Source organism: Pseudomonas sp. B21-051 (assembly GCF_024748795.1).
In the GTDB taxonomy this organism is placed as follows: Bacteria; Pseudomonadota; Gammaproteobacteria; order Pseudomonadales; family Pseudomonadaceae; genus Aquipseudomonas; species Aquipseudomonas putida_A.
This window is the reverse complement of sequence record NZ_CP087166.1, coordinates 1,603,312-1,616,513: the sequence shown is the minus strand read 5'-3', so window position 1 is coordinate 1,616,513 and position 13,202 is coordinate 1,603,312. Positions and strand designations below refer to the sequence as shown.

At 62.3% G+C, this 13,202-nt stretch carries 5 protein-coding genes; 2 read left to right on the top strand and 3 right to left on the bottom strand.

The genetic code is table 11. The annotated features are described in order from the left end of the window. Positions 1-62 precede the first annotated feature (62 nt). Complete coding sequence (locus LOY52_RS07275) at positions 63-497, bottom strand: MarR family transcriptional regulator (RefSeq protein ID WP_027613988.1); 435 nt, start codon at positions 495-497, stop codon at positions 63-65. Between the two features lie 133 nt (positions 498-630). Beyond that, complete coding sequence (gene recQ, locus LOY52_RS07270) at positions 631-2,760, bottom strand: DNA helicase RecQ (protein ID WP_258678923.1); 2,130 nt, start codon at positions 2,758-2,760, stop codon at positions 631-633. A 390-nt stretch (positions 2,761-3,150) separates the two neighbouring features. On the opposite strand from recQ, the gene LOY52_RS07265 reads away from it, so the two are divergent. Then, a complete protein-coding gene (locus LOY52_RS07265; protein WP_007962155.1) occupies positions 3,151-3,738 on the top strand; it encodes a YecA family protein in 588 nt (195 codons plus the stop codon). A gap of 10 nt (positions 3,739-3,748) precedes the next feature. Then, the gene (locus LOY52_RS07260; RefSeq protein ID WP_258678922.1) at positions 3,749-4,144 is read left to right on the top strand and encodes a YbaN family protein; all 396 of its coding nucleotides are present in this window, start codon (positions 3,749-3,751) and stop codon (positions 4,142-4,144) included. Between the two features lie 383 nt (positions 4,145-4,527). On the opposite strand, the gene LOY52_RS07255 is transcribed toward LOY52_RS07260, so the two are convergent. After that, complete coding sequence (locus LOY52_RS07255) at positions 4,528-13,134, bottom strand: retention module-containing protein (protein ID WP_258678921.1); 8,607 nt, start codon at positions 13,132-13,134, stop codon at positions 4,528-4,530. Positions 13,135-13,202 lie beyond the last annotated feature (68 nt).

Here is a 13,202-nt window from a genome sequence, read left to right as displayed (position 1 = left end):
CCCAGTAGTTCTTATAGTCTGCTCAGCGCGATCCCTCAAAAAACCTCTGTGCAGTTTATGCCTCAAGATTTTTCCAGGTTGCCCAGAATGTGCCCGTGAACGCGCATGCACACCTTCAAATCCGCCTCGTCGACGCCTTCGAACAATTCGTGACGCAACTGTGTGGCAATGGTTTCGATTTGTTCGATCAGCGGCAGCGCCGGGGCGCAGAGCACGATTTTTTTCGCCCGGCGATCTTCCATCACCGACTGACGTTGCACCAGGCCCTGGCTTTCCAGGCTGTCGAGCAAGCGCGCGAGGGTCGGCCCTTCGACACCGACGCTTTGCGCCAGCTCACGTTGGGTCGGCGCGTCTTCGAAACGCGCCAGATGCAGCAGCACCAGCCAGCGGGCCTGGGACAAACCCAGACCGGCCAGCCGGCGGTCCAGTTCGGCACGCCAGCCACGGGACATCTGGGCCAGTTGCATGCCAAAGCGGTGTTGATCGGTTAACGGCATAAAACACTCATGAGTAGACTGACAAATAGAGAAAAACTAATTATTAGTCAGCTAAGCATGACATTTGGCTATAGGCAAGAGCCGACCTGTACTGAATCGTTACAACTGCCTTACGGTTGGCGCAATCGCCGTCTTACATTTCGAATTCCGATTGCAGCGCAGCCCTTACGCAGTAAAGAACGCCTTCCGGAACCCGACCGGCGAACAGCTCGGCCACTTCAGCGACCGACGGCAACTCGCCCTCGCCGCCGAGGAACGCGTCCTGCACTTCGCCCATCAGTTCTTCAGGCAGGTCGAGCGCCTGCTCCAGCGACAACTGCTGTTTGCCGATGGCCTCGGCGAGCATCGTGTAGACGTTCTTTTCCGAGCACTGCAACTGCCCGGCGATTTGCATCGGGGTCATGCCGGCGCGGGCCAGGGTGATCAGTTCGTGGCGCACATCGGCCACCACTTTCGGCGCCTCGGCCTCGCCGCCGAGCACTTCGAGGAAGGCTTCGCCGTAACGTTCCAGCTTGCGCGCACCAACGCCGCTGACCCGCGCCATGTCGGCCAGCGAGGTCGGCTGGCTGCGGAGCATTTCCAGCAGGGTCGAGTCGGGGAAGATGACGTACGGCGGCACGCCATGCTCCTCGGCGAGTTTGCGTCGCAGCGCACGCAGGGCTTCCCACTGTTCGCGCTCTTCGCCACGCACCAGTTGGCTGGCCGGGCTCTTGCTGGCGGTCTTGGCGGTGACCTGCGGTTTGAGGTCGCGGCGCAGTTCCAGCGTCACCTCGCCCTTGAGCAACGGCCGACAGGTGTCGCTCAAGCGCAAACCGCCATAGCCCTCGTGATCGACGTCGGCCAGACCACGGGCCACCAGTTGCCGGAACAGCGAGCGCCATTCGCTCTCGCTCAGCGCCTTGCCGACGCCGTACACCGACAGGTGCTGATGGCCGAAACTGCGAACCTTTTCGTTGTCCTTGCCCAGCAACACGTCCACCAGATGGCCGACGCCATAGCGCTGGCCGGTGCGATAGATCGCCGACAGCGCCTGGCGCGCCGGCTCGGTGGCGTCCCAGGTCTGCACGCCGTCGACGCAGTTGTCGCAGTGGCCGCACGGCTCGGGCATGTCTTCGTCAAAATACGCCAGCAGCGTCTGCCGGCGGCAGCGGGTTTCTTCGCAGAGCGAGAGCATCGCGTCGAGCTTGTGCTGTTCCAGACGCTTGTGGCGCTCGTCGCCCTCGGAGTTCTGCAGCATCTGCTTGAGCATCACCACGTCTTGCAGACCGTAAGCCATCCACGCGTCCGCCGGCAGGCCATCACGGCCGCCGCGACCGGTTTCCTGATAGTAGGCCTCAAGGGATTTCGGCAGATCGAGGTGCGCGACGAAGCGTACGTTGGGCTTGTCGATGCCCATGCCGAACGCCACGGTGGCGACCATGATCAGGCCCTCCTCGTTGAGGAAGCGCTTCTGGTGATAGGCGCGCAAATCGTTGGGCAGCCCGGCGTGATACGGCAGCGCCGGGAAGCCCTGCTCGCTGAGGAACGCGGCGACTTCCTCGACTTTCTTGCGCGACAGGCAGTAGACGATGCCGGCATCGCTGCGCCGCTCGGCGAGGAACGCCAGCAACTGCTTGCGCGGCTGCTCCTTGGGCACAATGCGGTAGAAGATGTTCGGTCGGTCGAAGCTCGACAGGAAGCGCTCGGCGTTCTGCAGGTGCAGGCGGGTGACGATTTCTTCGCGGGTACGCTTGTCGGCGGTGGCAGTCAAGGCGATGCGCGGTACGTCGGGGAACATTTCCGCCAACTGGCCCAGTTGCAGGTATTCCGGGCGGAAATCATGGCCCCATTGCGACACGCAGTGCGCCTCGTCGATGGCGAACAGGGCAATGTTCAAGCCCTGCAGAAATGACAGCATGCGCGGCTGCACCAGACGCTCGGGTGCCAGATACAGCATCTTCACTTCGCCGCGCTTGATCCGCGCCGCCAGATCGCGCTGCTGTTCGGCGCTCAAGGTGGAGTTGAGCGCGGCGGCAGCCACGCCCAGCTCTTCGAGCGTGGCGACCTGATCGTCCATCAAGGCGATCAACGGCGACACCACCACCGCCAGGCCGTCGCGCAGCAGCGCCGGGACCTGGAAGCACAGGGACTTGCCGCCACCGGTAGGCATCAGCACCAGCGCATCACCGCCGCTGGCCACGCGCTCAATGATTGCACCCTGACGGCCACGGAAACTGTCGTAGCCGAAGATGTCCTTGAGGACGCGTTGAGCCTGTTCGAGCATAAAAACTCCAGAAATCTACCGAAACATCCCTGCTCAGGCTGGTTCAGGACAGCCACAGCTGCTTAAACAAAACGTAAGAGCGCATTGCCAGACCACCGCAATACGAGCAGGGAGCGCAAAACGCGGCAGTATACCCGAGGCCTCCCCGACGAGGGGTGCCGCTGAGAAGACTCATTCCTGCACCTCCCCCTGTAGGAGCTGCCGAAGGCTGCGATCTTTTGATTTTGTTTTTCAAGATCAAGGTCAAAAGATCGCAGCCTTCGGCAGCTCCTACAGGGATCCTCGGTGGATCTGCAGGCCGTGGCGGGGCAAATCTGCCATGCGGCTGGCTTGAGCGCGCAAGAAGGCCTAGAATTCCCGCATTGTTTATTCCCCCAAGGTAGCCCCGTAATGTCCTTCGCTGAGCAACTAACCCGCCTGCAAGTCTTTCTCGACGCCGACGAGCTGCACGAAGAGGCGCTGGATTACGTGGCCGCCCACGGTTACCTGACCGCCCTGTCGATCTGTGCAGAAGACGTACCCGAGCGTGAATGGATCGACGCCCTGTTCGCCGAAGAGCCGCATTACAGCAGCGAGGCCCAGCGCGAAGAGATCGAAGCCACCCTGATCGGCCTCAAGGCGCACATCGCCCGTCAACTGGCGTCCGACGAAGAATTCGAACTGCCGTGCGATCTGGACCTGGGCGACGAGCCGGACGACTCCGAGCTGCGCGGCTGGTGCATCGGCTTCATGGAAGGCGTGTTCCTGCGCGAAGCCGCCTGGTTCGAGACCGCCGAAGAAGAAGTCAGCGAAATGCTCCTGCCGATCATGGTCGGTTCGGGCCTGTTCGACGAGCAGCCAGAGTTCGAAGACATCGCCAAGGACGCCAACCTGATGGACGACATGATCGTGCAGATCCCGGAAGCCCTGACCGCGCTGTACCTGCTGTGCCAGGCCCCGGACGAAAAACCGGCGATCCTCAAGCCACGTCACCACTAAGACACAGCCTATGGACAACCCCATAGGCAACCGCCCCCTGATGTTGCGCTACTTGCTGCTGGCCGTCGGCTGGTTCAGCGTGGCATTGGGGGTGATCGGGATTTTCCTGCCTGTTCTGCCCACCACCCCTTTCCTGCTGCTCGCCGCAGCCTGCTTCGCGCGCAGCTCTCCGCGTTTCTATCACTGGCTGGTCGAGCATCCCCGGCTCGGGCCATGGATCCGCGACTACCTCGACGGCAACGGCATACCGCTCAAGGGCAAGGTCTACGCGATCGGATTGATGTGGGCGAGCATTCTGTTCTCCTGTTACCTGGTGCCACTGCCGTGGGCACGGGGATTCATGTTGACCAGTGCGGTGTTGGTGACGGTTTATATCTTGCGGCAGAAGACGTTGCGCAAATCCTGAGTTCTTCAAGGACTGTGGCCGTTGGCTTCGCCGAACGAACACGTCCTGATGTTGATTGATCGACCGCGACCGCTAGCAGGCTGGCTCCCACAATTTGACTGAGTGCATTCAGTTGAGGATTACCTCTGTAGGAGCTGTCGAGTGCAACGAGGCTGCGACCTTTTGATCTTGATGGAAGCCGAGAAGAGCAACGGCAAAAGATCGCAGCCTGCGGCAGCTCCTACAGGGGATTGGGTGCATTCCGTTCGAGGCAGGTGAGCATTGCCCCCCCTTGATTCGACTTGCTCGCGAAGGCTGACTCACAGGCAACACATTCCGTCAGGCAGAAAAAACCCGCCGTTCCGATTTACCGGAGCGGCGGGTTTTGTCGTTTCAGGCCTTGATCACACCGTGTCCACCTTCAGTGAATGATCATTGAGCATCCCGCTGATGATCGTCGCCGTGTCGTGCCCGCCGGCCACCACCCCTCCCGCTCCCGGGGTCACGCCGTAGTGGCTGGCGAGGTTGACGCCGGCCAGGTCGATGGTCTGGTTCGGCGTGGCGCCGGCCAGGGCGCTGACGTCGATGCTGGTGAGCACCGAGGCGCCGCTGCCGGTGACGGTGAAGTGCAGGTAATCGTCGAGCGACGCCGTGGTGCCGTTTTCACCTTGCAGCAGTTGCGACAGGTCGAGCTTGTCGGTGCCGGGGGTGAAGTCGGTGATGGTGTCGTGGCCACTGTTGCCCTTGAGGTACTGGAAGGTGTCCGCGCCGGCCCCGCCAGTCAGGGTGTTGTTGCCCATGCCGCCGATCAGCAGGTCATCTCCACCGCCACCGTTGAGGGTGTCGTTACCCAGGCCGCCGTTGATCACGTTGTTATTGTTGTCGCCAGTCAGGGTGTCGTTGAAGTTCGAGCCGACCAGATTCTCGATATTACTGATCGTGTCGGTGCCGGCGCCGAGGGTGTTTTGCGCACCGAGCAGACCGAGGTTGACCGTGACCCCGGCGGTGGCATGGGCATAGCTGAGCGTGTCGATGCCGGTGCCGCCGTCGAGAATGTCGTTGCCCGGGCCGCTGTAGAGCAAGTCGTTGCCCGGGCCGCCGTGCATCTCGTTATTGCCGGACCCGGCGGTCAGTACGTCGTTGCCGTCGCCGCCATTGAGGATGTTGTTGCCGGTGCCCGCCACCAGAATGTCATCCCCGGCAGTGCCGGTGAGGGTGTGGCCATCCTGATAGGTGATGCTGACGTTGGCCGTGTCGCTGCCGCCATGGTTGTCATTGGCGGTGTAGGTGCCGTGGAAATCCGGCGTCACGTCGTGGGCGCCGGCGTAGTTGACCGTCATGGTCAGTTGATAGTTTTCCGCTGCCGTCGGATTGCTGCCGCTGGTGTTGCTGATGTTGGTCACGTGGATCTGGTAGGTGCCATCGGCACCGGCAGTGATGGTGCCGCCGTCGGCGATGCTGACGAACGCGCCGCCGTTGACCGAGTACTCCATCGTGACATGGCCGGCCGCGAGGTTGTGATCCAGGTTCAGCGTTTCGCCCTGTTTCAGTTTGACGGTGATCAGGTCTTCATCGTTGGCATTGGCGTTGGTTACCGCACCGAGGTAACCGCTGACCACCAGCACGGCGGTCATCGCGGCGGTGTTGGCGGCGAACGCGTTGCGCACGTCGGCCAGGGCCTGGTTGGCGGCGGTGTTGCCGGTGCCGGCGAAGTTGATCGCACCGGTACCGGTGAAGTCCGCACCCTTGGCCACCCAACCGGTGTTGAAGCTGGTCGGCGAAGCGTTGAGCGTGTCACCGTCCGGATCGGTGTCGTTGGCCAGCAACAGTTCGCCCGGCACGGTGATGTTGCTCGACAGCACGTTGGTGATGACGTGGTCGTCCGTCGCCACCGGTGGCGAGTTGGGGATGACTTTCACGGTCAGCGTCGAGCTGGCGAGGTCGCCGTCGTTGTCGCTGAGGGTGAAGCCGATATTCTCGGTGATCACCGTGGTTGTGGTTTTTTGCGAGGTGTAGCTGTAGTCACCGGTGTCGAGGTTGATCACCAGCGTGCCGCTGTTGTTGGTGGCGATGCTGATCGTGTTGTTCACGGTGTTGAACGTGCCGTGGTTGGTGCCGCCGGATGCAGTCAACGAACCCTGGCCGCTGTTGGCGCGCGGGTCATAGGTGTAGGTGGTGCCGTCGACCACGATGGATTTGATGAAGCCGCCATCGGCGCCGAAGGTACCGCCCTCGCCCAGCAGCGAACCGGTGACCGGGGCGCCTTCAACGGTGCCCGACAGCACCGAGTTGAGCTGATTGAGATCGGTGACCACCACCGCGTTGGTGTTGGTGTGGCTGATGCCGTCATAGGCCAGCGGATCGAGGTTGGCGTTGCTCACGCCGCTGCCCAGACCGATGGCGTAGTTCTTGATGTTATTGGCATCGAGGAAGTTTTTCAGCGCTGCCTCATCAGCGGCATTGATGTCGCCTTCGTTGGGCTTGCCGTCGGAGAAGAAGTAGCCGACGTTCTGCGCCCCGGTGAGTTTGCCCGAGGTGTTGAACGCGGTCTGCATCACCGCCACGGCAGCGTCGTAGTTGGTACCGCCACCGGCGGTGAGGCCGGCGAGTATGGACTTGGCCGTCGCGACATCCACCCACACCGAAGTCCGGTCAGTGGCATTACTGCTGAAGGTGACGAGCTGCACCTTCACATCACCGAGGTCATCGTATTTATCGAGCAAGGCACTGATGGCCTGCTTGGCCAGCGCCAGCCGTGACAGCCCCGGCACACCGGAGGCGTCGGCCATACTGCCGGAGATGTCGAGGACGATCAGCAGGTTGGAATCGATCTCCACCGCCGCCACCGAGCGATCCGACGGCACGGCTTTGGGCACGTCGTCGACGATATTGACCACGATCGTGCTGGTGGTGCTGTTGCCCAGTGCATCGGTAGCTTTGTAGGTGAAGCTTTCGCTCAGGGTATTGGCGCCGTCGTTGGCGTTCGGCGTGGTTTTCGGCGCCGAGGTCAGGGTGTAAGTGTAGGTGCCGTCGGCGTTGAGCTGGATCTGCCCGTAGGTGCCGGCAGCGCTGCCGACCAGGGTGTAGGTGAGCGCCCCGCTGCCACCGGTGACCGCGCCGACCAGGGTGCCGGTGGCGGTTTCGCCGGTGTTGCTCGGATCGCTGCCGGTGACCGTGCCGGGGGCCAGGTCCTGGCCGTCCTTGGTCAGGTCGAGGGCTTTTTCGTAGACCGTCACGTCCTGATCGACCGAGGCCACCAGTTTGCTGTCGGCGACATTGATGGTGATGGTAGTGGTGCTTTCGTCGCCGTCACCGTCGCGGATGGTGTAGGTGAAGGTGTCGGTGGCGCCCGGCGGGCTCACCGAGTTCGGGTTGCTGTGGTAGATGGCGTTGCCTGCCGCGTCGAGGGTCAGGTAGCCGTAGGTGCCGTTGATGTTGCTGTTGAGGCCGCCGATGGCCGAAGTCGCGGTATTGCTGCCAGCACGCACGCCGACCACTGCCCCGCCCGCCGCTGCGCCATCGGCACCGGTGACGTCATTGCCGAGCACGCTGAGGTTGACCGTACCGCCCTCCGCCACCGAGCCGGTGTCGGCCCTGGCGGTCGGCAGGTCATCGATGATGTTGACGTTGATCTGGCCGCTGGCGGTGCTGCCATCGGTGTCAGTCGCCACCACGTTGAAGTTTTCGGTGAGGCTGTTGGCGCCGTTACCGGTCGGGTGGTTTTCGTTGTCCACCAGCGTGTAGCTGTAGCTGACCACGCCGGTCGCCGGGTTGTAACCGGTGACGGTGAACGTGCTGCCCAGCGGCGACACCACCGATTGCGGGAAGCCTGCGGCGACCCCGTTGGTCACGACGGCAATACCACCGACGGTGAGGGTTTGCAGGCCATCCAGGGCAGTGACGGTGAAGGTACCGCTCTGGGTCAGCGCCGGAGTATCGGGGCTGGTGCCGTCACTGAGGTTTTTTTCGTAGACGCTGAGTTCGCCGCCATTGACGTCAAGGCCGTTGAGCACCACCGGATCGTCGTTGTTGTGGATGTTCAGCACCAGGTTGGCGGTGCTGGTATCGCCGTCGGCATCGGTGAGCGTGTAGGTGAATGTCTCGGTACCGTTTCCACCACCGTGCAGCGCCTTGAAATCGGCATCAGCCGGGTTGAGCGTGTAGGTGTAAGTGCCGTTGGCATTGAGCACCAGCGTGCCGTAAGTCCCGGTGAAGGTACCGGCGGTGATCGGCCCGGCATTCGGTCCGGTGGTGACCACGTCCGCGCCTTGCACGTCGTTAGTCAGCACGTTGCCGGTCAGGGTCAACTGGGTTTCCGAGGCGCTGGTGGCGTTACTGTCGTTCATCGCCTTGGGCACGTCATCGACGATGCTGACGACGATGGTGCTGGTGACCACATTGCCCAGCGAATCGGTGGCCTGATAGGTGAAGGTTTCAGTCAGGGTATTGGCCCCGTCGTCGGCATGCGGTGTGGTGGTCGCGGGCGAGGTCAGGGTGTAGGTGTAAGTGCCGTTGGGGTTGAGCACGATCTGCCCGAAGTTGCCGGTGGCACTGCCGACCAGCGCATAGCTGATGGCGCCGACCGCACCGGTGACCGAACCGACCAGTGTGCCGGAGGCGGTTTCGCCAGTGTTGGTCGGATCGCTGCCGATGACCGTACCCGGGGCCAGATCGGCGCCGTCCTTGGTCAGGTCGAGGGCTTTTTCGTAGACGGTGACGTCGGTGTCGCTGGTCGCATACAGCTTGCTGTTGGCGACATCGATGGTGATGGTGGTGGTGCTTTCATCGCCATCGGAATCGCGCACGGTGTAGGTGAACACATCCACCGCACCGGGGCCGTTCACGGCATTGGGGTTGCTGTGATAGACCGCGTTGCCGTTGGTGTCCAGCGTCAGGTAACCGTAAGTGCCATTGATGTTGCTGTTGAGGCCGCCGATGGCCGAGGTCGAGGTGTCGGAGCCGGCGCGCACACCGACCACCGCGCCAGTCACCGCCGGGCCGTCGGCGCCGCCGATGTCATTGTCGAGCACATTGCCGCTGACGGTGCCGCCCTCCGCCACCGACGCCGCATCTGGATGAGCACTGGGCAGGTCATCGATGATGTTGACATTGATCTGGCCGCTGGCGGTGCTGCCGTCAGTGTCAGTCGCCACCACGTTGAAGTTCTCGGTGATGCTGTTGGCGCCGTTGCCGTTCGGATGGGTTTCGTTATCGACCAGTGTGTAGCTGTAGCTGACCACGCCAGTCGCCGGGTTGTAGCCGGTGATGGTCAGCGTGCTGCCCAGCGGCGTGACGATCGATTGCGGGAAACCCGCGGCCACACCACCGGTGACGACGTTGATGCCGCCCACGGTCAGGGTTTGCAAACCGTCGAGCGCGGTCACGGTGAAGGTGCCGCTCTGAGTCAGCGCCGACGTATCGGGACTGGTGCCGTCGCTGAGATTTTTTTCGTAGACCGTGAGTTCGCCACCATTCACGTCGAGACCGTTGAGGGTCACCGGATCGTCGTTATTGTGGATCTGCAGGACGAGGTTGGCGGTGCTCGTATCGCCGTCCGAGTCAGTGATGGTATAGGTGAAATTTTCCGTGCCATTGCCGCCGCCGTGCAGGTTTTTGAAGTCGGCGTCGTTGGTGTTCAGCGTGTAGGTATAGGTGCCGTCGGTGTGCAGTTCCAGCGTGCCATAGGTGCCAGTGAAAGTACCGGCGGTGACCGGGCCGGTGGGCACGCGGTCGGCGCCTTGCACATCGTTGGTCAGGACGTTGCCGGTCAGGGTCAACTGGCTTTCCGACGCAGTATTGGCGTTGCTGTCGTTCAGCGCTTTTGGCAGGTCGTCGATGATGTTGACGTCGAGGGTGGCGTTGGCGGTGGTGCCGTTGTCGTCCACCACGGTGACGGCGAACTGTTCAGGCAGATTGTTGGCGCCGTTGGCGGTTGGGTGTGCTTCGTTGTCAACCAGGGTGTAGCTGTAGCTGACGACACCGGTGGTGGCGTTGAAACCGGTGATGGTCAGCGTACTGCCGAGCGGTGTGGTCACCGATTGCGGGAAGCCTGCGGCTACACCGTTGGTGACCACGGCGATGCCACCGACGGTCAGGGTCGTCACGCCGTCCAGCGCAGTGATGGTGAACGTGCCGCTTTGGGTCAACGCAGTGGAATCCGGTGCGCTGCCGTCAGTGAGATTTTTCTCGTAGACGGTGAGTTCACCGCCATTGACGTCGAGCCCGTTGATGATCACGGGATCGTCGTTGTTGTGGATCTGCAGGACGAGGTTGGCGGTGCTGGTATCGCCGTCCGAATCGGTGATGGTGTAGGTGAAGGTTTCGGTGCCATTGCCGCCACCGTGCAGGTTTTTGAAGTCGGCGTCGGTGGTGTTCAGCGTGTAGGTGTAGGTGCCGTCGGTGTGCAGTTCCAGGGTGCCGTAGGTGCCGGTGAAAGTCCCGGCAGTCACTGGGCCGGTCGGTACGCGGTCGGCGCCTTGCACGTCGTTGGTCAGCACATTGCCGGTGAGGGTCAGATTGGTCTCTGACGCGGTATTGGCGTTGCTGTCGTTCGCGGCTTTTGGCAGGTCATCGATGATGTTCACATCGAGGGTCGCGTTGGCGGTGGTGCCGTTGTCGTCCACTACCGTTACGGCGAATTGCTCGGGCAGGTTGTTTGCGCCGTTGGCGGTGGGGTGGGCGTCGTTGTGATCCAGCGTGTAGCTGTAACTCACAACACCGGTGGCCGCGTTGAAACCGGTGATGGTCAGCGTGCTGCCGAGCGGTGTAGTGACCGATTGCGGGAAGCCCGCGGCCACGCCATTGGTGACCACGGCTATGCCGCCGACGGTCAGTGTGGTGACGCCGTCCAGAGCGGTGATGGTGAAGGTGCCGCTTTGGGTCAGTGCATTAGCGTCCGGCGCGCTGCCGGTGCCGAGGTTTTTTTCGTAAACCGTCAGCTCGCCGCCGTTCACATCCAGGCCACTGATGACCACCGGATCGTCGTTGTTGTGGATCTGCAAAACGAGGTTGGCGGTGCTGGCATCGCCGTCGGAATCGGTGATGGTGTAAGTGAAAGTCTCGGTGCCGTTGCCGCCGCCGTGCAGGTTTTTGAAGTCGGCGTCGGTGGGGTTGAGCGTGTAGGTGTAGGTGCCGTCGGTGTGCAGTTCCAGAGTGCCGTAGGTGCCGGTGAAAGTACCGGCAGTCACTGGGCCGGTGGGTACGCGGTCGGCGCCTTGCACGTCGTTGGTCAGGACGTTGCCGGTGAGAGTCAGATTGGTTTCCGACGCGGTGTTGGCGTTGCTGTCGTTCACCGCTTTAGGCAGGTCGTCGACCACATTGACGTCGAGGGTCGCATTAGCGGTGGTGCCGTTGTCGTCCACCACGGTGACAGCAAATTGCTCAGGCAAGGTATTGGCACCGTTGCCGGTCGGATGCGCATCGTTGTGATCGAGGGTGTAGCTGTAACTCACCACCCCGGTGGTCGCATTGAAACCAGTGATGGTCAGCGTGCTGCCCAGCGGTGTAGTCACCGATTGCGGGAAGCCTGCGGCTACGCCGTTGGTGACCACGGCAATGCCGCCGACGGTCAGCGTGGTGACGCCATCCAGTGCGGTGATGGTGAACGTGCCGCTCTGGGTCAGCGCACTGGAATCCGGCTCGCTGCCGCTGCTGAGGTTTTTTTCATAAACCGTCAGCTCGCCGCCGTTTACGTCCAGGCCGCTGATGACCACCGGATCGTCGTTGTTGTGAATCTGCAAAACCAGATTCGCGGTACTGGTATCGCCGTCCGAATCGGTGAGGGTGTAGGTGAAAGTCTCGGTGCCATTGCCGCCACCGTGCAGCGCTTTGAAGTCTGCGTCGCTGGTGTTGAGGGTGTAGGTGTATGTGCCATTGGCATTCAACACTAGCGTGCCGAAAGTACCGGTGAAAGTGCCGGCAGTGACGGGCCCGGTGGGCACACGGTCGGCACCTTGCACGTCGTTGGTAAGGACGTTGCCGGTGAGGGTTAGCAGGGTTTCCGAGGCGGTGTTGGCGTTGCTGTCATTCGCCGCTTTGGGCACGTCATCAATGATGTTGACGTCGAGCGAGCCGGTGGCGCTGTCGCCATTGCTATCGCCTGCGGTCACGGTGAAATGTTCGCTGAGGCTGTTGGCGCCGTCACCGGCCGGATGGGCGTCGTTGCCGTTGAGGGTGTAGCTGTAGCTGACCACGCCGGTGCTGGCGTTATACCCGGTGATGGTCAGGGTATTGCCCAGTTGTGTGGTGATCGACTGCGGGAAACCGGCCGCCACACCACCGCTGATCACGTTGATACCGCCGATGTTCAGGCTGCTCAGACCGTCCGGCGCCGACACCGTGAAGCTGCCGCTCTGGGTCAGCGCGACGGGGTTGGCCGAGGAGCCGGCAGGCAGGTTGGCTTCATTGAGGGTCAGCTCACCGCCAGGCACGGCGAGGCCACTGAGGGTTACCAGGTTGTTGACCGGCGGCGGCACGATCGGCGTGTTGTCGCCATTGTCGATGACTGCGTTATGCCGCTCTTCGGGAAACTCGGGAATGCCATTGAAACCGGCGGTCGGGAAGCCAATCACCGGATCCACGCGCCCACCGACTTCCGTCAGCAGGACAAAACTGTGGCCGCCACCCAACTCACCTGGCGCGCCGCCCGGTGCATTCGGGCCGGCCGCGGTGGCCTCTGCCGCTTTGGTCGGGTCTTCGCCGGCGGCGATGGCTTTCTGAATCTGCTCGACATCGGTCAGTTGCGCTTCGCTCGGCGTCAGCGCTTCAGGGGAATCAATGTGCACCGCCTGATTGGCCAGCAGCTGCCCGGACATGGTCATGCTGCTGTCGCGGCCCAGGGTCAACTCGTGGCCATTTTGCAGATGAATGGCGACGGCACCTTCTGCGCCGGTGATCACTTGATCGCCGGCAAACAAGCGGTCGCCCTCGACCAGGGCGCGGCGAGTGCCGTCGGTGCCCTGCGCAAAAACCTGACCAATGACTTTAGTGACGATCCCGATGAGCGTTGCCATGTGAAATTCCTCCGCTGCCGACCACCGTCGGCACTGGTTCGCGAAGCAGCCCATGGCTCAATCGGGTT